A 22,465-nucleotide genomic window follows, 5' to 3' on the forward strand; every position below is an offset into this window, starting at 1 on the left:
CGGGGCATGCGCATGAGCGATGCCCCGGCGCTGCCGGCGGCGCTGGCCGATGCGTGGCGCCGCCGCGACTGGGGGGCGATGGAGCGGCTGGCCATGGCCTGGTTGCAGGCCCGTCCGGACGATGTGCCGGTGCGTTTCGCGCTGGGGGTGGCATTGCTGGAGCGACAGCGGGCGCAGGCCGCGGCCGCCCAGCTCCAGCGCGTGACAGAACTCGCTCCCGGCCACGCGGACGCGTGGGCGCAGCACGCGCGCGCACTGTCGTTGCTGCAACGCCCTGCGGAGGCGGTCGTTGCGGCGGACCGGGCGTTGGCTCTGGCCCCCCGGGATGCGCGCACGCTGGATGCGCTGGGCGTCGTCTACAGTCGTGCCAATGCGCACGTGCGCGCGGTCGCGTTGTTCCGTCATGCCGTCTCGGTTATGCCGACGCACGCCGCGTATCGATACAACCTGGCGTCGTCGCTGACCTTCTGCGGAGAGTTCGACGCCGCCGAGCAGGAGTACGAAGCCTGTCTGGCGCAGGATCCCCTTCACTGGCGCGCCCACTCCTCGCTTTCCCGCCTCCGCCGCCAGACGCCGGAGTCCAACCACCTGCAGCGACTGCATGCGGTGCTGGCGGAGACCGGCGGCGACGCGGATGCACAGCTGCATGTCCATCACGCACTGTTCAAGGAATACGAAGATCTGGGCGACCATGCGCACGCCTTCTCGCACCTGCAGGCGGGCAAGCATGCGCGGCGCGGCGTGCTGGACTACCGGCCGGAGCGCGACGCGGCGCTGTTCGACGCATTGAGAGAGGCCTTCCCGGTGCCGATTCCGTCGGACGAGGGGCATGACAGTCGCGAGCCGTTGTTCGTGGTCGGACTGCCGCGCACCGGCACGACGCTCGTCGAACGCATCCTGTCATCGCATCCGCAGGTACATGCGGCGGGCGAGCTGCAGAACTTCGGCGTGCTGCTGAAGCGCGCCAGTGGCAGCGCCACGCGCCACCTGCTGGACCCGGACACGATCCGTCGCGCGTCGGCGCTGGACTGGCGGAAGCTGGGGGCCGACTACGTGGCCAGCACCCGACCGGATACGGGCGGGACGGCGCATTTCATCGACAAGCTGCCGCACAACTTCCTCTACGCCGCGTACATCGCGCGTGCACTGCCGCGTGCACGGATCGTTTGCCTGCGGCGCCATCCACTGGACAGCTGCCTGTCCAACTTCCGCCAGTTGTTCGCGCTCAACACCCCGTACTTCGACTACGCCAACGATCTGCTGGACACCGGCCGCTACTACCTCCATTTCGATCGGCTCGTCGCGCACTGGCGTGAGATCCTGCCGGAGAGGCTGCTGGAGGTGGCGTATGAGGACATCGTCAGCGAGCCGGAGATCGCCGCCCGCCGGCTGCTCGCGTTCTGCGGGTTGCCCTGGGACGACGCCTGCCTGGACTTCCACCAGAACCCGCAACCGGTGGCGACGGCCAGCGCGGTCCAGGTGCGCCAGCCGCTGTACCGCTCGGCCTTGGGGCGCTGGAGGCACTATGCGCCCCAGTTGTCCGACCTGCGCCGGCTGCTGGAGGCGGGGGGCGTGGAGACCGGCGGCAGCCTGGAAAAGTGAAGCCCCGGGGGCAGCCGGGGCTTCGTGGAAGGCCTGTGGCGGAGCATCGGACGAGGAAGTTGAGCAGCAGGCCTTGCAGGGACTGACAGGCGGTTTCCGTCAAAGTTCCGAAGAATTTCCGGGAAAATTCTGAATAGGGAAACGGTTACACGCAGCGGGCACAAGGGCTGCGGGCAGATCGTGCCCGCGGACCGTCTTTCGACCTTTGGCGGTTGTCCCGGAAATTGTCCCGCTGCTATACTTTTGCGGCTCGGCCGAGGCGCTTTACTGCCTCTTACCCGCCAATTCCGTAGGGCTTTCGTGTGCTGAATTCCGTCGCTACGGGCCGGCGGCTAGTGTTGCGCGCCGCTGTCTGGCAGACGGGGGCGGTACTGCTGGTCGCGCTGCTGTTCCTGCTCCGGGGCGTGCCCCAGGCGGTCGCAGCGGCTGTCGGAGGGCTGGCGATCGTGGCTGGTGCGCTGCTGGCGGCCTGGATGGCGTTCGGTGGCGGTGTCCTCGGGGCCGTCTCGGCGATGTTGAGGCTGGTCGCGGGGATGGTGGTGAAGTGGGTCGTGGTGATTGGCGTGCTGGTGATAGGCGCGGGGCTGTACAAGCTGCCCCCGCTGCCATTGCTGGCGGGCGTGATCACCGGACTGGTGGCACAGGTGCTGGTCGTGGCCGGCAAGCAGCGATAACCCAATCTAGACGAAAGGTTTCCGACTCATGGCGGGCGAAGCTCTGACTCCCACCAGCTACATCCAGCACCACCTGAAGAACCTCACGGCCCAGGTGGGCGGTGAGGGTCCGTTCTGGACGATCAACGTCGACACCTTCGTGACCGCCGTGCTGATGGGCCTGGTCATCGTGTTCGCCTTCTGGCTGGCCACGCGCAAGGCCACCGCCGGCGTGCCGGGCAAGTGGCAGGCGTTCGTCGAGATCATGCTCGAGTTCGTCGACAAGCAGGCCCGCGACACCTACCACGGGACCAGCAAGCTGGTGACGCCCATCGCGATCACCATCTTCTTCTGGATCCTGATGATGAACCTGCTGAAGATGATCCCGGCAGACTTCATCGCCAAGCCGCTCGAACTGATGGGCGTGCACTACTGGAAGCCGGTTCCCACCGCCGACGTCAACGCCACCCTCGGCATGTCGATCAGCGTGTTCTTCCTGATGCTGGTCTTCGCCTTCCGCTCGAAGGGCCTGGGCGGTTTCGCACACGAATTCCTGACGGCGCCGTTCGGCAAGTGGATGATGCCGTTCAACCTGATCCTCAACATCGTCGAATGGGTCAGCAAGCCCATTTCGCTGGCGATGCGACTGTTCGGCAACATGTTCGGCGGCGAGATCGTCTTCCTGCTGATCTGGGTGCTGGGCGGCGCGGGCATCGTGGGCATGCTCGGCGGCGCGGCGTTCGGCCTCGGCTGGATGCTGTTCCACCTGCTGGTCATCCCGCTGCAGGCCTTCATCTTCATGATGCTGTCGATCGTCTACCTCAGCTTGTCGGAAGACAGCCACTAACGTTTCCGCTTCACCGTTTCGCTTCGTACCATCCACCTTTCAAGCACTTAAGTTCCGGAGATCACCATGGAAAGCATCCTCACCAACCTCGCCCAGGTCCAGGCTTCGACCGCCCTCGCCATCGGCATCATGATCGGTCTGGCCGCGCTGGGCGCCGGCCTGGGTCTGGCCATCATGGCCGGCAAGTTCCTGGAATCGGCTGCCCGCCAGCCGGAACTGATCCCGGTCCTGCAGGTGCGCATGTTCATCACCGCCGGCCTGATCGACGCCGCGTTCATCATCTCGGTCGCCGTCGGCCTGCTGTTCGCCTTCGCCAGCCCGTTCATCACGATCTTCACCGAGCAGCTGGCCAAGCTGGCGGGCTGATCCGTCGCGTGCACGCCTGACCGTAGGGCTTCCGCCCGCGGTCAGTCACCAGGCGTAGCTGGGCCGGCGCGATTTGCGCGGGCCCTTCATCACCGGCAGGTTTACGATGAATATCAATCTCACTCTGTTCGCCCAGGCGCTGGCCTTCGCCGGTCTGATCTGGATCATTGCGACCAAAATCTGGCCGCCGCTGCTGGCTGCCATCGAAGAACGCCAGCAGAAGATCGCTGACGGCCTCGCTGCTGCAGACCGCGCCAAGCGCGATCTGGAGCAGGCCGAGGACCAAGTCAACGAGGCGTTGAAGGAAGCCCGCGTCAAGGCCAACGAGATCATCGACCAGGCCCACGCGCGCGCCAACCAGATCGTCGACGCGGCCAAGAACGAAGCGATCGCCGAAGCCAACCGCCAGAAGGCGCTGGCCGAAGCCGAGATCGACGCCGCCGCCACGCGTGCCCGCGAAGACCTGCGCAAGCAGGTGTCCGCGCTGGCCGTCAGTGGTGCCGAGAAGCTGCTGAAGCGCGAGATCGACGCCAACGCCCACAAGGCGCTGCTCGACGAACTCGCTGCCGAAATCTGATCCGGACGATCTGATCGATGAGCCAGGCCCTTACCGTCGCCCGTCCCTACGCCCGCGCCGCTTTCGCGACCGCGCACGGCGAAGGTGCTCTCGCTGCCTGGTCGCAGGCGCTGGGTTTCGCCGCGCATGCCGCGGCGGACCCGCGCGTGGCCGCGCTGCTGCCCAACCCGCGCCTGCTGCCCGCCGAAGCGGTGACGCTGCTGGCGCCGGAAGGCGCGAGCGAGTCGTTCTCGCGATTCCTCGCCGTGCTCGCCGATGCGCGCCGCCTGGCGCAGCTGCCGGAGATCGCCGGCCTGTTCGAGGAACTGCGGGCCGAGGCCGAGCACATCGTGAAGGCCAAGGTCACCTCGGCGACGGCGCTGCCGTCGGCCGAACTCGACCAGATCAAGGTGGCGCTGAAGAAGCGCTTCGGCCGCGAGATCGAGGTCGAGACGTCGGTCGACGCATCGCTGATCGGCGGCGCCGTGATCGATGCCGGCAGCGTGGTGATCGACGGCTCGCTGAAGGGCAAGCTGGCGCGCCTGCAGTCGGCGCTGACGCACTGAATTCCCATTGAACCGCCGCGCGCAAGCCGGCACACAGGACTTACCCATGGCTACCACGCTCAACCCCTCTGAAATCAGCGACCTGATCAAGACCCGTATCGAGAAGGTCAAGCTGGCCGCGGAGTCGCGCAATGAAGGCACGGTCACCTCCGTGTCGGACGGCATCGTGCGCATCTTCGGCCTGGCCGACGTGATGCAGGGCGAAATGATCGAGCTGCCCAACAGCACCTACGCACTGGCGCTGAACCTGGAGCGCGATTCGGTGGGCGCCGTGGTCCTGGGCGACTACGAGCACCTGCGCGAAGGCGACGTGGCCAAGACCACCGGCCGCATCCTGGAAGTGCCGGTCGGTCCGGAAATGCTCGGCCGCGTGGTGAACGCGCTGGGCGAGCCGATCGACGGCAAGGGCCCGCTGGGCACCTCACTGACCGCGCCGGTGGAGCGCGTGGCCCCGGGCGTGATCTGGCGCAAGTCGGTCGACCAGCCCGTGCAGACCGGTTACAAGTCGGTCGACGCCATGATCCCGATCGGCCGTGGCCAGCGCGAGCTGATCATCGGCGACCGCCAGACCGGCAAGACCGCGATGGCGATCGACGCCGTGATCAACCAGAAGGGCACCGGCATCAAGTGCGTGTACGTCGCGATCGGCCAGAAGGCCTCGACCGTGGCCAACATCGTGCGCAAGCTGGAAGAGAACGGCGCGCTGGCCCACACCGTGGTCGTCGCCGCCACCGCCTCCGAGTCGGCCGCGATGCAGTACATCAGCGCCTACTCCGGCTGCACCATGGGTGAGTACTTCATGGACCGCGGCCAGGACGCCCTGATCGTGTACGACGATCTGTCCAAGCAGGCCGTGGCCTACCGCCAGATCTCGCTGCTGCTGAAGCGTCCGCCGGGCCGCGAAGCCTACCCGGGCGACGTGTTCTACCTGCACTCCCGCCTGCTCGAGCGCGCCGCCCGCGTGTCCGAGGAGTACGTGGAGAAGTTCACCGAAGGCAAGGTCACCGGCAAGACCGGTTCGCTGACGGCGCTGCCGATCATCGAAACGCAGGCCGGCGACGTGTCCGCGTTCGTGCCGACCAACGTGATCTCGATCACCGACGGCCAGATCTTCCTGGAAACCGACCTGTTCAACGCCGGCATCCGCCCGGCCGTGAACGCCGGTATCTCGGTGTCGCGCGTCGGTGGTGCGGCCCAGACCAAGATCATCAAGAAGCTGTCGGGCGGCATCCGCATCTCGCTCGCCCAGTACCGTGAGCTGGCTGCGTTCGCGCAGTTCGCCTCCGACCTGGACGAAGCCACCCGCAAGCAGCTGGAGCGCGGCCAGCGCGTCACCGAGCTGATGAAGCAGAAGCAGTACGCGCCGATGTCCATCGCCCTGCAGGCGCTGTCCATCTACGCCGTCAACGAGGGTTACCTGGATGACGTGCCGGTCAACAAGATCCTGGCGTTCGAAGACGCGCTGCACGCGCACTTCACCAACACCCAGGGTGCGCTGGTCGACGCGGTCAACAACACCGGCAACTGGAACGACGAGATCGAAGGCACCTTCAAGAAGGGCATCGCCGAGTTCAAGCAGACCGGTACCTGGTAATACGACGTGTAGAGCGGAGCTTGCTCCGCTGATCGGACACTAAAGCGGAGCAGAGCTCCGCTCTACGGGAAGAAGAGATGGCAGGCGGACGCGAAATCAAAACCAAGATCAAGAGCGTGCAGAACACCCGCAAGGTGACGCGCGCGCTCGAGATGGTCTCGGCCTCCAAGATCCGCAAGGCCCAGGACCGCATGAAGACTTCGCGCCCGTACGCGCGCGCGATGAAGCAGGTGATCGGTCACCTGGCCCAGGCCAATACCGATTACCAGCATCCCTTCATGGTGGAGCGCAAGGACGTCAAGCGCGTCGGCTTCATCATCGTGTCGTCCGACCGCGGCCTGGCCGGCGGCCTGAACAACAACCTGTTCCGCAAGATGCTGGGCGAGATCCGCCAGTGGAACGAGAAGGGCGTCGAGGTCGACGTGGTCACCATCGGCCAGAAGGCCTCGGTGTACTTCCGTCGCGTGAAGGTCAACATGCTGGCCAGCGTGTCCCACCTGGGCGATGCGCCCAAGCTGGACCAGCTGATCGGCGTGATCAAGGTGATGCTGGACGCCTATACCGAAGGCAAGCTGGATCGCGTGTTCGTCGTCTACAACGACTTCGTCAACACGATGACCCAGCGCGCCGCGTTCGACCAGCTGCTGCCGCTGCCGGCGTCGGAGACGCAGGTCGCGCACCACGACTGGGACTACATCTACGAACCCGATGCCGAGACCGTGCTCGACCACGTGATCACGCGCTACATCGAATCGCTGGTGTACCAGGCCGTGCTGGAAAACATCGCTTCTGAACACGCGGCGCGCATGGTGGCCATGAAGGCCGCCAGCGACAACGCCAACAAGCTCATCGGTACCCTGCAGCTGGTCTACAACAAGGCCCGCCAGGCGGCGATCACCCAGGAAATTTCCGAAATCGTCGGCGGCGCGGCGGCAGTCTGACGCGCGTAGTCACAAGAATTCATCTAGAGGAATGCAGCAATGAGTCAGGGCAAGATCGTTCAGATCATCGGCGCGGTGGTTGACGTCGAATTCGCGCGCAACGAAGTGCCGAAGGTGTACGACGCGCTGAAGGTGGAAAACACCGCCATCACGCTCGAAGTGCAGCAGCAGCTCGGCGACGGCGTCGTGCGCACCATCGCCCTCGGTTCGACCGACGGCCTGAAGCGCAACCTGGTGGCCGTGAACACCGACAAGGCGATCTCGGTGCCGGTCGGCGCAGGCACGCTGGGCCGCATCATGGACGTGCTGGGCAACCCGATCGACGAAGCCGGCCCGGTGCAGGCATCCGACCATTGGGAAATCCACCGTTCGGCCCCGTCGTACGAGGACCAGTCCTCGGCCAACGACCTGCTGGAAACCGGCATCAAGGTCATCGACCTGATGTGCCCGTTCGCCAAGGGCGGCAAGGTCGGCCTGTTCGGCGGCGCCGGCGTCGGCAAGACCGTCAACATGATGGAACTGATCAACAACATCGCCAAGGCGCACTCGGGTCTGTCCGTGTTCGCCGGCGTGGGCGAGCGTACCCGCGAGGGCAACGACTTCTACCACGAGATGAAGGACTCCAACGTCCTCGACAAGGTCGCGATGGTGTACGGCCAGATGAACGAGCCGCCGGGCAACCGCCTGCGCGTCGCGCTGACCGGCCTGACCATGGCCGAGTACTTCCGCGACGAGAAGGACGCGTCCGGCAAGGGCAAGGACGTGCTGCTGTTCGTCGACAACATCTACCGCTACACGCTGGCCGGTACCGAAGTGTCGGCGCTGCTGGGCCGCATGCCGTCGGCCGTGGGTTACCAGCCGACGCTGGCCGAGGAAATGGGCGTCCTGCAGGAGCGCATCACCTCGACCAAGACCGGTTCGATCACCTCGATCCAGGCCGTGTACGTGCCCGCGGACGACCTGACCGACCCGTCGCCGGCCACCACGTTCGCCCACTTGGACGCGACCGTCGTGCTGAGCCGTAACATCGCTTCGCTGGGTATCTACCCGGCCGTGGATCCGCTCGACTCGACCAGCCGCCAGCTGGACCCGAACGTCATCGGCCACGAGCACTACGACACCGCGCGCCGCGTGCAGTCGACGCTGCAGAAGTACAAGGAACTGAAGGACATCATCGCCATCCTCGGCATGGACGAGCTGTCCGAAGAAGACAAGCAGGCCGTGTCGCGCGCCCGCAAGATCGAGCGTTTCTTCAGCCAGCCGTTCCACGTGGCCGAAGTGTTCACCGGTTCGCCGGGCAAGTACGTCGCGCTGAAGGACACGATCCGCGGCTTCAAGGCGATCGTCGACGGCGAGTACGACCACCTGCCGGAGCAGGCGTTCTACATGGTCGGCGGCATCGAAGAAGCGGTCGAGAAGGCCAAGAAGCTCGCCGAAAAGGCGTAAGCGACGCGCGGCGGGTCACTCCGCCATCGCGTGAACGTCCGGCGGGCTTCGGCCCGCCCCACGAGCCAAAGAGAGTTCCATGAGCACCATCCGTTGCGACATCGTCAGTGCCGAGCAGGAGATCTTCCACGGTGAAGCCACCCTGGTCGTCGCCACCGGCGAGCTGGGCGAACTCGGCATCGCGCCGAAGCACGCGCCGCTGATCACCCGCCTGAAGCCGGGCAAGGTGGTGGTGACGCTGGCCTCCGGCGAGCAGCTGGACTTCGCCATTTCCGGCGGCATCCTGGAAGTGCAGCCGCAGGTCGTCACCGTGCTGGCCGACACCGCGATCCGCGCGCAGGACATCGACGAAGCCTCGGTCCGCAAGGCCAAGGAAGAAGCCGAGCGCATCCTGTCCAAGCAGGATCCGAAGATGAGCATCGAGGAAGCCCAGGCCCAGCTGGCCATGAGCATCGCCCAGCTCAGCGCGCTGGAGCGCCTGCGCAAGAACCTCAAGCACTGAGGTCGGTCGCCATCGCGTCATCGGAACGCCGGCCTCGCGCCGGCGTTTTCGTTTCCGTCGTCAGCGGTACACCACGTGCCGCCACAGGAAGAACGCGACCACCGCCAGTGCGCCCTCCACCAACGGCTTGGCCAGCCAGGCATGCGCGAGCCCCAGCGTGCCGGCGACCCAGGTGATGGCCAGCGTGCTGATCGCGGTCAACGGGATCCAGACCAGCAGGAACTTGGCGAAGCGCCACCAGCCCAGCCGGGCGTTGCCCGCCTGCGCGAACGTCACCCGCCCGTTCAACCAGAAACCGAGCACCGCGCCGCCGATGCGGCCGGCCAGATTAGCGGGCGCGGCGGCGATGCCCAGTGCGGTCAGCGCCACGAACAGCAGCCAGTCCAGCAGCAGTTGCAGCAGGCCGACCACGATGAAGCTGCCGCCTTGGCGGAACAGCGTGTGGCGGGGGGCGGAAGGCGTCATACACGCCATGTTACCTGCGGGTATCGGTCCCGGTGGCACGCCCCGGACGCGATCTGCGTTCGGGAAAGGAGTTGTTACCATGCGATCTCTTCGCACCACGCATTTACCCAGGGAAGTCCAGATGAAGCCATTGCACGTCGTGATCCTCGCCGCCGGCGAGGGCAAGCGCATGAAGTCCGCGTTGCCCAAGGTGCTGCAGCCGGTTGCCGGACGGCCGATGCTGGGGCATGTGATCGACGCGGCGCGTGCGCTGTCGCCGGCGGGTGTGCACGTGGTCTACGGCCACGGGGGCGACCAGGTGCAGGCCGCGTTCGCCGACCAGCCCGATCTGCATTGGGCGCACCAGGCGCAGCAACTCGGCACCGGCCATGCGGTGGCGCAGGCGATGCCGGAGATTCCCGACGGTGCGCGCGTGCTGGTGCTGTACGGCGACGTGCCACTGACCCGCAGTGAAACCCTGCAGCGCCTGCTGGATGCGCCGGGTCGCCTGGCGGTGCTGGTCGCCGAACCGATCGATCCCGCCGGCTATGGCCGCATCGTCCGCGATGAAGCGGGTCGCGTGGCCGCCATCGTCGAGCACAAGGACGCCGACGAAGACCAGCGCCGCATCCGCACCATCAACACCGGCATCATCGCCGCCGACGCCAGCGCGCTGAAGGGCTGGCTCGCACGGCTGTCCAACAACAATGCGCAGGGCGAGTACTACCTGACCGACGTGTTCGCGATGGCGGCGGAAGAGTTCACGCCCGCGGAAATGGTGCTGGTCGGCGAGCCGATCGAAGCCGAAGGCGCCAACGATCCCTGGCAGCTGTCGCAGCTCGAACGCGCCTACCAGCTGCGCGCCGCGCGTGCGCTGTGCACGCAGGGCGCGCGCCTGATCGATCCCGCCCGTTTCGATCAACGTGGCACGGTGACGGTCGGCCGCGATGTGCAGATCGACGTCGACGTGGTGCTGGAAGGCGAGGTCGAACTGGGCGACGGTGTCGTCATCGGTCCGTTCTGCCGTCTCAAGGACGTGAAGCTCGCTGCCGGCACGCTGGTGCGCGCGCACTGCGACCTGGAAGGTGTCGTCAGCGAAGGCGCCGCATTGATCGGTCCCTACGCGCGTCTTCGCCCGGGCACGCAACTCGCGGACGGCGTGCATGTCGGCAACTTCGTGGAAACGAAGAACGCGCGCATCGGCGTGGGCAGCAAGGCCAACCACCTGACCTATCTCGGCGATACCGTGATCGGCACCGGCACCAACATCGGTGCCGGCACCATTACCTGCAACTACGATGGTGTGAACAAGTTCGTCACCACCATCGGCGACCGCGTCTTCGTTGGCTCCAATTCGTCGCTGGTCGCGCCGGTCACGCTGGCCGACGGCGCCACGATCGGCGCGGGCTCGGTGATCTCGAAGAATGCGCCGGCCGACACGTTGACGGTCGCGCGTGCGCGCCAGGTCAGCATCGAAGGGTGGCAGCGGCCGGTGAAGAAGTAGCTCGCGTTCGCATGGTGAGCGTCGGCCACATCCTGCGCGGCTCGGCGGAGCTCAATCGGCTGAGAAGCCGCATCAAGGCCACGTTCTTGGATCGGCAACTGTCCAAGGAGCACTGGTCGGTATGGGCCGATGCCTGCAAGGATTTCCACCGGGAGTTCGAACACTTGGTGTACCCGGGTGGGACTGTGATGCTGAATCGCGTCAGGCAGCAGGATCTTGTGGCGCTGCAGACTGCCGTCGTCTTCTTGCTCGCTGATCCGATGCACTTTCGTTCGGGCTACCTGAAGGAGCATCTCTGGCGTTGGCTGGCGCATTGTCCGCTTCAAGCAAGAGAACTGTCCCAGCTTGAACGGGCAGCCTTGCGGTACCTCGACCGGGCGGCATCCCGCGAGTTCTTCGCGATGTGCAAATTCATGCACCGTCGGGGGAGGGACAGATTCTGGTCTTCCGTATCCGCGACGTTGCTGTCGTCAGACGTGGCAAAGGTCCGGCGCGCCGAACTACTGCTGATCCACAAGGGAAGCCTGTTCGCGGGCGCGATGGCGCGGCGGCGCATCATGCGTAACCTGGCCCACGAGCGGTACGGACGGATCTAGACTTCCGGCAGCTGGATCGACACGCACAACCCGCCACCCTCGCGGTTATGCAGCGACAGTCGCCCGCCGTGCGCTTCGATGATCTCGCGGGTCAGTGCGAGGCCCAGGCCGGTACCGTTGCGCTTGGTGGAATAGAACGGCACCAGCGCGTTCTGCAGCACGGCATCGTTCATACCGGTGCCGCGGTCCATCACCTCGATGCGCAGCCAGCCGGGCAGGCGCGTGAGTCGCACGGATACGCCCTCGGGCGTCGTGCCGGACTCGTGCGCGTTCTTCAGCAGGTTGAGGAGCGCCTGTTCCAGCTGCGCCACGTCGATGCGGCCATCGATCTCCGTTTCGGTCATCAGCAGATCGAAACCGATCTGCCGTTGCAGTCCTTCGAAGAACGCACGCCAGTGCACCGTCTGCAGCTGCGGCGAGGGCAGCTTGGCGAAGCGGGCATAGCCGCGGATGAAGCCTTCCAGGTGACGCGCGCGGTCCTCGATGGTGCCGAACACTTCCTCCAGCCGCTCGTGGCGGCCGCGGCGCACGAGTTCGGCACCCGAGTGCGCGAGCGAGGCTACCGGCGCGAGCGAATTGTTGAGTTCGTGGCTGATCACACGGATGACCTTTTTCCACGTCATCACTTCCTGCCGGCGCAGTTCGCTGGTCAGCAGGCGCAGCAGGAGCAGTTCGTGCGGGCGTCCGTTGAGGCGGAAGCTGCGGCGCGCGAGGTGGTAGACCTGTTCCTCGCCGTCTTCTTCCTCGCTGCCGATGGCGAACAGGCTGTCGCCGCCACGGGCGAGGGCTTCGCGCATCTCGACCGGCGCGGCGCCGATCAACGCGTCGTAGTCCTGGCCTTCCAGCTTCCAGCCACTGTGCAGCAGCTTGCGTGCCGCCACGTTGGCGAAGACGACCCGACGGACGCCGTCGCCGCCGGGCGCGACCAGCAGCATGGCCACCGGCGTGTTCTGCACCATGGTGTCGAGCAGCAGCTCGCGCTCGACCAGGCTCAGGCGCTGTTCGCGCAGTACGTCGCCCAGGGACGAATGCGCCTGCACCAGTTCCGCAAGCTCGTCGTTGCCACGCCAGTGGATACCGAAGTTGTATTCGCCGTCGCGGTAGCTGTTGACGCTGCCGGCCAATGCGCGGAACAGCGAGTACGTGCTGCGCAGGCCGCGGCGGATCGCCCACATCGCCAGCGGCAGCACGACGATGGCGGAGACCAGCACGGCCACGACATCGTCGCCGATCCAGTGCGACAGCACGACCGGCATCACCACCGCCAGCGCGAGCAGCGGCAGCAGCCAGGACAGCACGCGGCCGGCGAGCGAGCGACGGATCATGGCGCCTTGATGCCGAAGCGTTCCATGCGCCGGTACAGCGCCTGCCGGCTCATGCCCAGGTCGGCGGCGGCCTGCGCGATAACACCACCGGCGCGCGCGATGGCGGCTTCGATATCCGCGCGCTCGGGTTCTGCAATGACAGCGGCACGGACGGGCGCCGGGCGCGGCAGGTTGAGGTCCGCGGCTTCGATGCGGTCGCCCATCGCCAGCAGCCCGGCGCGCTGGATGACGTTGCGCAGCTCGCGCACGTTGCCGGGCCACGTGTGGCGCAGCAGCGCGGCGCGCGCGCTCTCGCCCAGCGGCTTGTCGGCGGGCCGGAAGCGCTCGGCCAGCGGCAGGATGTCGCCGGGTCGCTCGGCCAGTGGCGGCAACGCCAGTTCGATCGCGTTGAGCCGGTAGTACAGGTCTTCGCGGAAGCTGCCGTCGCGGATCATCGCGGGCAGGTCGGCGTTGGTTGCGCTGATCACGCGCACGGTGACGTGCCGCTCGCGGTTGGAGCCGAGGCGTTCGAAGCGCCCGGTTTCCAGCACGCGCAGCAGCTTCATCTGTCCGGTCAGCGGCAGGTTGCCGATCTCGTCGAGGAACAGCGTGCCGCCATCGGCGGCTTCGAACTTGCCCTCGCGCGCCTTGTTGGCGCCGGTATAGGCGCCGGCATCCGCACCGAACAGTTCCGCTTCGATCAGCTCCGACGGCAGCGCGCCGCAGTTGAGCGTGACGAAGGCGCCCGCGCGGACGCTGGAGTTGGCCTGGATGATTTCGGCGATCTTCTCCTTGCCTGCGCCATTCGGTCCGGTGATCAGCACCGGCAGGTCCGAACGCGCCACCTGGCAGGCGAGCGCGACGACACGTTCGCTGGCGGGGTCCTCGAACACCAGGTTGCGCAGGTCGTACTTGCTGGACAGTTGGTCGCGGCCACGGCGCTCGCGGCTGCGGCGCCGTTCCAGTTCGCTGCGCGCTTCGGAAAGCTCCAGCAGCGTGTTGACCGTGGCCAGCAGCTTGCGGTCGTCCCAGGGCTTGGCGACGTAGTCGGCGGCGCCGGCTTTCACCAGGTTCACCGCGGCTTCGAGATGCGTCCACGCAGTCAGCAGGATCACCGGCATGTCCGGCCACTGCGCGCGGATGTCGGTGAACAGCTGCTCGCCTTCATCCCCCGAGGTGGTGTCCTGGGTGAAGTTCATGTCCTGGATGACCAGGTCGACGTGCTGTTCCCGCAGCAGTGCCAGCCCCGCTTCCGGCGACTCGGCATGCAGCGTGTCGATGTCGTGCAGCGAGAACAGCACGTTGAGGGCCGTGCTGACGGCCAGGTTGTCGTCGATGACGAGGATGGTGGGCATGCGCTATAGCCTAACCGAAGGGCTGCGACTGACGAGGTGCGGTGGAATGCGCCGGACCATGCGGGCGGGCCACGTGGCGGCGAGTTGCACAAGCACGGCGGTGACAACCGTTGCCACCGGCAGGATCCAGGGAGAGGAGGCCGACGCCATCCATGCCGGCACCAGGCGCGGCAACAGCACGGCGGCGATGATGACGGCGGACAGCGCTGCGACGGCTGCCAGCAGCAGGTATTCCCATCGCAGCCGGTGGGCCAGCTGCGCACTGCTCGCGCCGAAGGCCCGGCGGAGGCTGAGTTCCTGCCGATGATCGTGTACCCAGCGGTGACCGCCGAGCACCAGCATTCCCAGTGTCGACAGCCACCAGGCGAGGCAGGCGATCACCGATGTCCAGGCATGCCGCATCGCTCCCGAGGATGCGTGCGCACGCAGTTCCATCAGGCTGACGGGCGCGGCGATCGCGGCGTCGGGATACCGCGCGGCAAGCTGACTGCGTATCCGCATGGCGAGAGCATCGGTATGTCCCGTGTGGCGTACGAAGAAGTGGGCGTCGCCGGCACGCGTCATGCGGACGGGCAGCACGAGCGCCGTGCCATCCGGGCGGTGCGCGGTGGCGGGCAGCGGGATCGTCGGTATCACGCCGACGACACGCAGTTGTTTGCCGGGTAGCACCTGCAGCGTACGCCCCACGGGATCGGCCGTGCCGTACAGGCGCTGCGCGAGTGCTGCAGAGAGGAGGGCTGGCGCCGGATCGGTATGCAGGCGACGCTGGTCGCCGGTGTAGTCCTGGTACTCGGATGTTGCGAAACGACGGCCTTGCGAGGGCGCCAACCCCAGTGTCGACAGAAAGGCCTCGTCCGCAAGGTAGACGGTGGCCAACGGGCGCGATCGCACTTCGTCGCCGGCCCATACGTGTGCGCTCCAGGCGCTGGTGCCGTATGGCGTCTGGTTGCCGACCGCGACCGACTCGACGTCCGGCAACGCACGCAACGTCCGGACGACCGAAGCGCTACCGGGATCTTCGCCATGCGCCGGCTGGAACCAGGGCACGACCAGCACGCGGTCGTCATCGATGCCGGTGGGTGCCGCCCTTTGCGCGTGCGCTGCCAGCAAGGCCTGCCAGGCGTATGCGCACAGCACCATGCCGATGGCGAGCTGCAGCGCGAGCCATCCCGTGCCTGCATGGGGACGACCCAGCAGCAGGAAGGAAGAAGCGGGCATGGAGGTATCCCTTCGGCCGTGCACGCCCACGGGCGTGCACGGCGTGATGGAAACGTGGGATCAGGCGGTGCGCGTCGCCACCGCCGGCGGTACCGACGCGGCCTTGCGCGCGGGCCCGTACACCGCGACCTGGCCGAGCAGCCACAGCAGCACTGCACCGACCGGCAGGTACAGCAGCGGCAGGCGGGGCAGCTCGTACTTGCCCATCAGCAGCTGGTTGATGCCGTACGCGAGGATCATGCCGATGACGATGCCGATGGTCGCCAGCAGGAAGTTCTCGGTCTGGAAGTAACGCAGGATCTGTCCCTTCGTCGCGCCCAGCGCCCGGCGGATGCCGATCTGCTTGGTGCGCTGCTGCACCCAGAAGCTGGCCAGGCCGACGATGCCCAACGCGGTGACGACCAGCAACGAGACGATCACGGTCAGCAGCAGCCATGCCATCGCGCGGTCGCCGCGGTAGTAGTCCTGCATGATGTCGGTGAACGTGCCCTCGCGCAGGATCAGCCGGCGTGCGCTGTTCTTCTCCAGCGTGGCGATCGCCGCCTTCTGCACCTCGGCGCGACGATCCGGCGTGGTGCGCAGTACGAACACGCCCATCGTCAGGTCCTTCGCCGGCAGGATCATCGTGTAGCCGGCTTCGGCCGGTCCGCCGTTGTCATTGGTGCGGATCAGACGGTCGACCACGCCGATCACGCGATGAGGCGCGTTGTCGGCATTCCACGCGTAGATGTTCTTGCCGATCGCGCTCTCGCCAGGGAACAGCTTGTTCGCCAGCTCGCGACTGATGATCACTGCCGGCATCATCACCCTGGCGTTCTGCTTGTTGATCTCGGTCCAGTTGACGTACTCGTCGGCGTTGAAGTCGCGGCCTTCCGCCAGCTTCAGCCCCAGCGTGTCGATGACCGCGTCGCCGAGATAGACGTTGGCCAGCGCGCTTGGCCGCTCCTGTTCCGGCGCCAGCTGGATGGAGCTGTTCCACGACGAGTTGTCGAACGGCACATGGTTGATGCTGCCGGCGGCCTTGACGCCCGGCAGTGCGCGCAGGCTGGCGACGTCCTGCTTCACCAGTGCATCGGCCTCGGGGTTCTCGCCGAGGTTGCCCATGCTGATGCGCACGATCTCCTCGTTGGCCAGGCCGGTGGGGCGGTCGATGCGCTCCAGTCGCTGGGTGATCAGGAAGACCGCGTTGCAGATGATGGCGCACGACAGCGCCACTTCCAGCACGATCAGCGCGGCGGCCGTCTTGTGGCGGGCCAGGGTGGAAAGAATGGGGCGGATGTCCATGACGTGCCTCTTGGATGGATGGGTCACTGGCTCTTGAGCTGGATGGCGGGCGTCACCTGCATCGCGCGCCACGCGGGCAACATCCCCGCGAGTAGGCTGGCGATGATCGCCAACGCGAAGGTGGCCAGCAGCATCTTCAGATCCATGTGGGCCAGGTCGGCATAACCCGCTGGCTGCTGGCGGACCGCCAGCAGGCCCAGCCAGGCCAGCACCAGACCCAGCACGCCGCCCACGAGTCCGACCGTGCCGGCTTCGACCAGGCATTGCGCGAAGATTGCCTTGCGGGTGGCGCCAAGCGCGCGGCGCACGCCGATCTGCGAGGCGCGGCCGAGGAACTTCGCCAGCAGCAGGCCGACGGTGTTGAGCAGGCAGACGGCCAGGAAGCCGAACGCCAGCCACACCTGCAGGCGCACGTCGCCGGGCACCGCACCCTGCTTGTCCAGCCACTGCATCACGTTGTGCAGATCGACATTCGTCGGACGCTCGAAGCGGCCCGCCGCGCGCTGCTGGTCGGAGTAGTTGGCCAGGTACTGCTTGTACGCTTCCACCTTCGCCGGCGTACCCAGTTCCACCCAGTACTGCAGCCACGAGCACGGTGCATTCGGTCCCTGCGAGCCTTCCTCTTCGGTGCTCGAATCGCCCCAGCAGTTCATGTTGCCCTGCGTGCCCATCTTCAGCGTGCGCGAGGTCCAGAACGGCACGAACAGCTGTTCCACTTCGGTGAAACGATCCTGCGTCATGTCGTAGAACTTCGGTGCGGGACGCCACTCATCCAGCACGCCGATGATGCGGAAGGTGTTGCCCGACGCCTTCAGGTCGCGACCGACGCTGTTGGCGCCGCCGAACAGCTTGTCGTTGAGCGCCTTGGAGATCACCGCCACGCGGGCGCGCGATTCATCGTCGGCGGCCGACCAGCCATTGCCGTAGCGGAACGGCACGTCGAACATCGGGAAGAAGTCCGCCGTGGTGTAGCGCGAATCAATGCGGAACGGCTCGATCTTGCCGTCTTCCGATTCCACCGACGATGCGCCGCCGGTCATCAGCGCCTGGCGATCGCCCTTCTTGTCGCGCAGCAGCCGTTCCGCGTCGAAGCGGGTGAACTGGTCTTCGGGCTCCTCGCCGGGCGTGAAGCCGTTCATCGAGCGCGGATCCAGGCGCGGATAGAACAGCTTGTCGCTCTTCTGCGGTATCGGGTCGCCGGACAGCACGTAGAACACGGTCAGCGTGGTCATGCTGGCGCCGATGCCCAGCGCGATGGCCAGCACCATCAGGAAGGTCAGCGCCTTGTTGCGCTTGAAGCTGCGCAGCGCGAGGGTGAAGTAGTAGCCGAACATGGCGGTGTCCTCAGGCGGAGGCGTTGGCTTCGGTGGCGTGCGCCGCGCGGATCAGCGCGGGTTCCACCGACAGGTCGGTGGCCATGCCGTCCACGATGTGCACGTTGCGCTGCGCGCGCGCGGCCAGTTCGGGATCGTGCGTGACCATGATGATGGTCGTGCCCTGGCGGTTGATCTCCTCCAGCAGTTCCATCACGCCGCGTGCCATCTGCGAGTCGAGGTTGCCGGTCGGTTCGTCCGCCAGCAGCAGGCGCGGACTGCCGGCGAGCGCGCGCGCGATCGCGGTGCGCTGCTGCTGGCCGCCCGACAGTTCGGCCGGGAAATGCTTCATGCGCGAGCCCAGGCCCACGCGGGCCAACGCGTCCTCGATGCGCTGCTTGCGTTCGGCCGCGGGCATGCCGCGATAGCGCAGCGGCACGTCGACGTTGTCGAACAGGTTCAGGTCGGGGATCAGGTTGAAGCCCTGGAAGATGAAGCCGATCTTCTGGTTGCGCAGCCGCGAGCGCGCGTCGTCGCCGAGATGGCTGACGTCCTGGCCGTCGAGCAGGAACTGGCCGCCGGTGAAGGTCTCCAGCAGGCCGGCGATGTTGAGGAAGGTGGTCTTGCCCGAACCCGACGGGCCGGTGACCGCGACGAACTCGCCCTCGCGGACATGCAGGTCGAGCGAACGCAGCGCATGCGTTTCCACCTGTTCGGTGCGGTAGACCTTGGCGACTTGGCGCATCTCAAGCATGACGGGTTCCTTCTTCGGGTGTCGGGTTCGGGAGGACGTGGGGGAGGGAGCGGGGGAGGATGGGAAGAGAGATCAGTTGACCGAGACGCGCTCGGCATCGCCGAACAGGTCGCTGCCGGACACCACGATCCTGTCGCCGGGCTGCAGGCCGCCCAGCACTTCGACATTGCTCAGGCTGCTGACGCCCAGCTGCACCGGACGGCGCACGGCGGAGCTGCCGTCCATGACGTAGGCGTAGCGACCGCCGCCCTGTTCGAGGAACGGGCCGCGCTCGACCATCAGCACGTTGCGGCGCGTGTCCATCAGGATGCGTGCGGACAGGCGCTGGTTCTGGCGCAGGCCCGGCGGCTGCTTGTCGGAGAAGCGCAGACGGGTGACGACTTCGCCGCCCACCACTTCCGGCGATACCGCGGAGATCTCGCCGGGGTACGGCTGGCCGGCGCTGGTCAGCGTGGCCGGCATGCCGATGGCGAGGTCGCGCGCGAAGCTCTCCGGCACCTTGATTTCGACTTCGAACACCGACAGGTCCACCACGCTCAGCACCGGCGCGTTGATCGCCACGTTGGAGCGCTGCACGGCCTGCACCTGGCCGACCTGGCCATCGAAGGGCGCACGCAGCGTCAGCGCATCGACCTGGCGCTGTACTTCGGCGACCACCGCGCGCTGGCGCTCGGCCAGCAACTGCTTGTTACGTGCATCGAGACCGGCACCCTGGCCCTGCAGGCCGGCATCCTTCTGCGCGTGAGACAGCGCGATCTCGCTCTTGCGCAGGTTGTCCTGCGCCTCCAGCACGTCGACCTGCGGCACCGCGCCGCCGTCGTAGCCGCGCTGGTAGCGTTGCAGCGTGCGCTCGGCGGCCTGGCGTTCGATACCGGCCTGATCCAGCGCTTTCTGCGCGTTGGCGCGGGTGACGCTGGCGTCCAGCATCGCGCGGCTCGCCTCGGCTTCCAGACCGGCCAGCGTGGTCTGCTCCTGCGCCAGCTTGCTGCGCAGCTCGGGGCTGTCGATCTCGGCCAGCGGCTGGCCCTGGGTGACCTTGTCGCCCGCGACCACCTTCAGGGTGACCACGCCGCCGGCGATGGCATACAGCGTGGGGCTGTTGGCGGCGATGACGCGGCCGTCGGCGGCGATGTCGCGGACCAGGTCGCCGCGGGTTACCTCGGCGATGCGCAGTCGCGCGCCGTCCACCGAGGCCGTCCCCGCCAGCCAGCCGCGGGCGGCGAAGACGATGCCGACCAGCAGCAGGGCGGCACCGGCCGCGGGCCACACCCAGCGGCGCCAGGCCGGACGGATCTGCGAGGAGCTGAGCACTCGGTCTTGCGCGGAGGTGTCCCGAATCATCGGTGGCATGCGTTCTTTGGAATGACCTGCAGGTATCAGCAGGATGCGTGCCAAACGCAAGCGGTTGATTTGAAAGGGGGTTGTCCAGTGCGGACGACTGTCCGGGTGTCCGCGGACACCGTGCGGACAGGGCCTGTCCAGTACCGGACACGTAGAATGTCCACTCGTTTGACTCTGATGGAAGACACAGGCCTATGTGCGGAATTGTGGGCGCGATCGCCGATCGCGACGTGGTACCGGTACTGATCGAGGGACTGAAGCGGCTGGAATACCGGGGCTACGATTCCGCGGGTATCGCGGTGGTCGACGGACCGGACGTCCGCCGCGTGCGCCGTACCGGCCGCGTGGCCGAGATGGAGGGCGCCGCCGCCGCCGAGGGCTTCAATGCCAGCCTGGGCATCGGGCATACGCGCTGGGCCACCCATGGCGGCGTCACCGAAGCCAACGCGCATCCGCACATCAGCCACGGCGTGGCGCTGGTGCACAACGGCATCATCGAGAACCACGAGGAACAGCGCGAGAAGCTGCGCGCGCTCGGCTACGTGTTCGAGTCGCAGACCGACACGGAAGTGATCGCCCACCTGATGCACCATCACCTGAAGGGCGGTGACGACCTGCTGGGCGCGCTGCAGCGCACAGTGAAGGAACTGACGGGTGCCTACGCGCTGGCCGTGGTGAGCCGCAAGGAACCGGATCGCATGGTGTGCGCCCGTATGGGCTGCCCGCTGCTGATCGGCCTGGGTGAAGGCGAGAACTTCATCGCGTCGGACGTCTCGGCGATCATCCAGGCCACGCGCCGCGTGATCTTCCTGGAAGAGGGCGACACCGCCGAGGTCACGCGCGAAGCCGTCAAGGTGTTCGACGGCAAGGACCAGCCCGTCGAACGCGACGTGCACGTCTCCGACGTGTCGCTGGCCTCGCTGGAGCTCGGCCCGTACCGCCACTTCATGCAGAAGGAAATCCACGAGCAGCCGCGCGCGATCGCCGACACCATCGAGGCGGTGGTCGACGGCGGCTTCTCGCCGGCGCTGTTCGGCGCGAACGCCGAAGCGGCGCTGCGCGATATCGAGGGCGTACAGATCCTCGCCTGCGGCACCAGCTACTACGCCGGCATGACGGCGCGCTACTGGCTGGAAGCCATCTCGGGGCTGCCGTGCAACGTCGAGATCGCCAGCGAGTACCGCTACCGCGCTGCGTATGCGAATCCGAAGCACCTGATCGTCACCATTTCGCAGTCCGGCGAAACGCTGGACACGATGGAAGCGCTGAAGTACGCCAAGTCGCTGGGTCACCAGCACACGCTGTCGATCTGCAACGTGCCGGAAAGCGCGATCCCGCGCGCCAGCGAGCTGGTCTGCTACACACGCGCCGGTGCCGAGATCGGCGTGGCGTCGACCAAGGCCTTCACCACGCAGCTGGCGGCGCTGTTCCAGCTGACTGTGGTGCTGGGCAAGCTGCGCGGCAAGGTCACGCCGGAGCAGGAGGCCGACTACCTGGAGCAGCTGCGCCATCTGCCGGGCAGCGTGCAGCATGCGCTGAACCTGGAGCCGCAGATCGCGGCGTGGGCGGAGCGTTTCGCGCCGAAGTCGGACGCGCTGTTCCTCGGTCGCGGCCTGCACTATCCGATCGCATTGGAAGGCGCGCTCAAGCTGAAGGAAATCTCCTACATCCACGCCGAGGCCTATCCGGCCGGCGAGCTGAAGCACGGTCCGCTGGCGCTGGTCGATGCCGACATGCCGGTGGTGGTGATCGCGCCGAACGACGTGCTGCTGGAGAAGGTGAAGTCCAACATGCAGGAAGTGCGCGCGCGCGGCGGTGAGCTGTTCGTGTTCACCGACCAGGACAGCCACTTCAGCGAATCGGAAGGCGTGCACGTGATCCGCACGCCGCGCCACGTCGGCGTGCTCAGCCCCATCGTGCACACCATCCCGGTGCAGCTGCTGGCTTACCACACCGCGCTGGCGCGCGGCACCGACGTGGACAAGCCACGCAACCTCGCCAAGTCGGTGACGGTGGAGTAACCGCACCCTGCAATGCCGGAAATGGTACGAGCTAATAGTTGGTCCAACTTGCTAATAGTTGGTCCAACTAGCTTGGAGGTTCGAACTAATAGATGGTCCAACTCACGAGAAGTGCGTGTACGAGTGAGTTGCCCCGGGGTCGGTAGCCATCTACAGGCCCGAGGGCTGCCAAGCAACATCGCAGCTCATTGCGTGGGGCATGCAGCTCGCTGTATGCCAAGCATGTTCCGTTTAGTCTCAGCTTGCGCGACAAGCATG

20 protein-coding genes and 1 pseudogene are annotated in these 22,465 nt (G+C 66.6%); 13 read left to right on the top strand and 8 right to left on the bottom strand.

Annotation, left to right across the window (positions count from 1 at the left end; genetic code table 11):
* Positions 1 to 12 precede the first annotated feature (12 nt).
* From IB225_RS18155 to IB225_RS18200, 10 genes are all read left to right on the top strand, one after another.
* Positions 13 to 1,602, top strand: coding sequence for a sulfotransferase (locus IB225_RS18155; RefSeq protein ID WP_225584031.1), 1,590 nt, complete (start codon positions 13 to 15; stop codon positions 1,600 to 1,602).
* Positions 1,603 to 1,904: 302 nt separating this feature from the next.
* Positions 1,905 to 2,276, top strand: coding sequence for a hypothetical protein (locus IB225_RS20670; RefSeq protein ID WP_192313563.1), 372 nt, complete (start codon positions 1,905 to 1,907; stop codon positions 2,274 to 2,276).
* Between the two features lie 28 nt (positions 2,277 to 2,304).
* Entirely contained in the window at positions 2,305 to 3,102 is a 798-nt protein-coding gene (gene atpB, locus IB225_RS18165; RefSeq protein ID WP_192313566.1) for a F0F1 ATP synthase subunit A, read from the top strand.
* Between the two features lie 66 nt (positions 3,103 to 3,168).
* Entirely contained in the window at positions 3,169 to 3,468 is a 300-nt protein-coding gene (gene atpE, locus IB225_RS18170) for a F0F1 ATP synthase subunit C (protein ID WP_055939490.1), read from the top strand.
* A 106-nt stretch (positions 3,469 to 3,574) separates the two neighbouring features.
* Positions 3,575 to 4,045 carry a F0F1 ATP synthase subunit B gene (locus tag IB225_RS18175; RefSeq protein WP_192313569.1) on the top strand — a complete coding sequence of 157 codons (471 nt, stop codon included), beginning with the start codon at positions 3,575 to 3,577 and terminating at the stop codon, positions 4,043 to 4,045.
* Between the two features lie 17 nt (positions 4,046 to 4,062).
* On the top strand, positions 4,063 to 4,590 hold the full coding sequence (locus IB225_RS18180; protein ID WP_192313572.1) for a F0F1 ATP synthase subunit delta: 528 nt from the start codon (positions 4,063 to 4,065) through the stop codon (positions 4,588 to 4,590).
* A gap of 46 nt (positions 4,591 to 4,636) precedes the next feature.
* Positions 4,637 to 6,184, top strand: a complete 1,548-nt coding sequence (atpA, locus tag IB225_RS18185) for a F0F1 ATP synthase subunit alpha (protein WP_192313575.1) — start codon at positions 4,637 to 4,639, stop codon at positions 6,182 to 6,184.
* Between the two features lie 77 nt (positions 6,185 to 6,261).
* Positions 6,262 to 7,125 carry a F0F1 ATP synthase subunit gamma gene (gene atpG, locus IB225_RS18190; protein ID WP_192313578.1) on the top strand — a complete coding sequence of 288 codons (864 nt, stop codon included), beginning with the start codon at positions 6,262 to 6,264 and terminating at the stop codon, positions 7,123 to 7,125.
* A 39-nt stretch (positions 7,126 to 7,164) separates the two neighbouring features.
* A complete protein-coding gene (atpD, locus tag IB225_RS18195) occupies positions 7,165 to 8,571 on the top strand; it encodes a F0F1 ATP synthase subunit beta (protein ID WP_192313581.1) in 1,407 nt (468 codons plus the stop codon).
* 79 nt (positions 8,572 to 8,650) lie between these two features.
* On the top strand, positions 8,651 to 9,073 hold the full coding sequence (locus IB225_RS18200) for a F0F1 ATP synthase subunit epsilon (RefSeq protein WP_192313584.1): 423 nt from the start codon (positions 8,651 to 8,653) through the stop codon (positions 9,071 to 9,073).
* 60 nt (positions 9,074 to 9,133) lie between these two features.
* Here IB225_RS18200 and IB225_RS18205 read toward each other — a convergent pair whose 3' ends face one another.
* Positions 9,134 to 9,538 (bottom strand): GtrA family protein, encoded by a 405-nt coding sequence (locus tag IB225_RS18205; protein WP_192313587.1) that lies wholly within the window; start codon positions 9,536 to 9,538, stop codon positions 9,134 to 9,136.
* A gap of 121 nt (positions 9,539 to 9,659) precedes the next feature.
* Between IB225_RS18205 and glmU the strand changes: the two genes are divergently transcribed.
* Both glmU and IB225_RS18215 read left to right on the top strand, forming a co-directional pair.
* Complete coding sequence (gene glmU / locus IB225_RS18210) at positions 9,660 to 11,021, top strand: bifunctional UDP-N-acetylglucosamine diphosphorylase/glucosamine-1-phosphate N-acetyltransferase GlmU (protein WP_192313590.1); 1,362 nt, start codon at positions 9,660 to 9,662, stop codon at positions 11,019 to 11,021.
* Positions 10,997 to 11,617, top strand: a complete 621-nt coding sequence (locus IB225_RS18215; protein ID WP_192313594.1) for a hypothetical protein — start codon at positions 10,997 to 10,999, stop codon at positions 11,615 to 11,617. Before glmU ends, IB225_RS18215 begins: the two co-directional genes overlap by 25 nt.
* On the opposite strand, the pseudogene IB225_RS18220 reads toward IB225_RS18215, so the two are convergent.
* From IB225_RS18220 to IB225_RS18250, 7 genes and pseudogenes are all read right to left on the bottom strand, one after another.
* Positions 11,614 to 13,014: pseudogene (locus IB225_RS18220) on the bottom strand (HAMP domain-containing sensor histidine kinase); the annotation flags it as partial. The gene IB225_RS18215 and the pseudogene IB225_RS18220 sit on opposite strands and share 4 nt — an antisense overlap.
* A complete protein-coding gene (locus IB225_RS18225) occupies positions 12,939 to 14,276 on the bottom strand; it encodes a sigma-54 dependent transcriptional regulator (RefSeq protein ID WP_192313600.1) in 1,338 nt (445 codons plus the stop codon). The pseudogene IB225_RS18220 and the gene IB225_RS18225, both read right to left, overlap by 76 nt.
* A gap of 3 nt (positions 14,277 to 14,279) precedes the next feature.
* Complete coding sequence (locus IB225_RS18230; RefSeq protein WP_192313603.1) at positions 14,280 to 15,494, bottom strand: ABC transporter permease; 1,215 nt, start codon at positions 15,492 to 15,494, stop codon at positions 14,280 to 14,282.
* A gap of 60 nt (positions 15,495 to 15,554) precedes the next feature.
* Positions 15,555 to 16,778, bottom strand: a complete 1,224-nt coding sequence (locus IB225_RS18235) for an FtsX-like permease family protein (protein WP_192313606.1) — start codon at positions 16,776 to 16,778, stop codon at positions 15,555 to 15,557.
* A 23-nt stretch (positions 16,779 to 16,801) separates the two neighbouring features.
* Positions 16,802 to 18,112 carry an ABC transporter permease gene (locus tag IB225_RS18240; RefSeq protein WP_192313609.1) on the bottom strand — a complete coding sequence of 437 codons (1,311 nt, stop codon included), beginning with the start codon at positions 18,110 to 18,112 and terminating at the stop codon, positions 16,802 to 16,804.
* A gap of 10 nt (positions 18,113 to 18,122) precedes the next feature.
* Positions 18,123 to 18,845, bottom strand: a complete 723-nt coding sequence (locus tag IB225_RS18245; RefSeq protein WP_192313612.1) for an ABC transporter ATP-binding protein — start codon at positions 18,843 to 18,845, stop codon at positions 18,123 to 18,125.
* Between the two features lie 72 nt (positions 18,846 to 18,917).
* Positions 18,918 to 20,186 carry an efflux RND transporter periplasmic adaptor subunit gene (locus tag IB225_RS18250; protein ID WP_192313697.1) on the bottom strand — a complete coding sequence of 423 codons (1,269 nt, stop codon included), beginning with the start codon at positions 20,184 to 20,186 and terminating at the stop codon, positions 18,918 to 18,920.
* A gap of 194 nt (positions 20,187 to 20,380) precedes the next feature.
* Between IB225_RS18250 and glmS the strand changes: the two genes are divergently transcribed.
* A complete protein-coding gene (gene glmS / locus IB225_RS18255) occupies positions 20,381 to 22,207 on the top strand; it encodes a glutamine--fructose-6-phosphate transaminase (isomerizing) (RefSeq protein WP_192313615.1) in 1,827 nt (608 codons plus the stop codon).
* Positions 22,208 to 22,465 lie beyond the last annotated feature (258 nt).

Origin of the sequence: Pseudoxanthomonas sp. PXM02 (assembly GCF_014851805.1) — a bacterium.
GTDB lineage: Bacteria > Pseudomonadota > Gammaproteobacteria > Xanthomonadales > Xanthomonadaceae > Pseudoxanthomonas_A.

Bases quoted from the DNA above. Each gene is read 5' to 3' on its own strand.
- atpA (WP_192313575.1), top strand. From the start codon at position 4,637: ATGGCTACCACGCTCAACCCCTCTGAAATCAGCGACCTGATCAAGACC.
- IB225_RS18235 (WP_192313606.1), bottom strand. From the start codon at position 16,778: ATGGACATCCGCCCCATTCTTTCCACCCTGGCCCGCCACAAGACGGCC.
- IB225_RS18225 (WP_192313600.1), bottom strand. From the start codon at position 14,276: ATGCCCACCATCCTCGTCATCGACGACAACCTGGCCGTCAGCACGGCC.
- IB225_RS18155 (WP_225584031.1), top strand. From the start codon at position 13: ATGAGCGATGCCCCGGCGCTGCCGGCGGCGCTGGCCGATGCGTGGCGC.
- IB225_RS18175 (WP_192313569.1), top strand. From the start codon at position 3,575: ATGAATATCAATCTCACTCTGTTCGCCCAGGCGCTGGCCTTCGCCGGT.
- IB225_RS18200 (WP_192313584.1), top strand. From the start codon at position 8,651: ATGAGCACCATCCGTTGCGACATCGTCAGTGCCGAGCAGGAGATCTTC.
- atpE (WP_055939490.1), top strand. From the start codon at position 3,169: ATGGAAAGCATCCTCACCAACCTCGCCCAGGTCCAGGCTTCGACCGCC.
- IB225_RS18230 (WP_192313603.1), bottom strand. From the start codon at position 15,494: ATGCCCGCTTCTTCCTTCCTGCTGCTGGGTCGTCCCCATGCAGGCACG.
- IB225_RS18205 (WP_192313587.1), bottom strand. From the start codon at position 9,538: ATGACGCCTTCCGCCCCCCGCCACACGCTGTTCCGCCAAGGCGGCAGC.
- glmS (WP_192313615.1), top strand. From the start codon at position 20,381: ATGTGCGGAATTGTGGGCGCGATCGCCGATCGCGACGTGGTACCGGTA.
- glmU (WP_192313590.1), top strand. From the start codon at position 9,660: ATGAAGCCATTGCACGTCGTGATCCTCGCCGCCGGCGAGGGCAAGCGC.
- IB225_RS18180 (WP_192313572.1), top strand. From the start codon at position 4,063: ATGAGCCAGGCCCTTACCGTCGCCCGTCCCTACGCCCGCGCCGCTTTC.
- IB225_RS18250 (WP_192313697.1), bottom strand. From the start codon at position 20,186: ATGATTCGGGACACCTCCGCGCAAGACCGAGTGCTCAGCTCCTCGCAG.
- atpD (WP_192313581.1), top strand. From the start codon at position 7,165: ATGAGTCAGGGCAAGATCGTTCAGATCATCGGCGCGGTGGTTGACGTC.
- atpG (WP_192313578.1), top strand. From the start codon at position 6,262: ATGGCAGGCGGACGCGAAATCAAAACCAAGATCAAGAGCGTGCAGAAC.
- IB225_RS18245 (WP_192313612.1), bottom strand. From the start codon at position 18,845: ATGCTTGAGATGCGCCAAGTCGCCAAGGTCTACCGCACCGAACAGGTG.
- atpB (WP_192313566.1), top strand. From the start codon at position 2,305: ATGGCGGGCGAAGCTCTGACTCCCACCAGCTACATCCAGCACCACCTG.
- IB225_RS18240 (WP_192313609.1), bottom strand. From the start codon at position 18,112: ATGTTCGGCTACTACTTCACCCTCGCGCTGCGCAGCTTCAAGCGCAAC.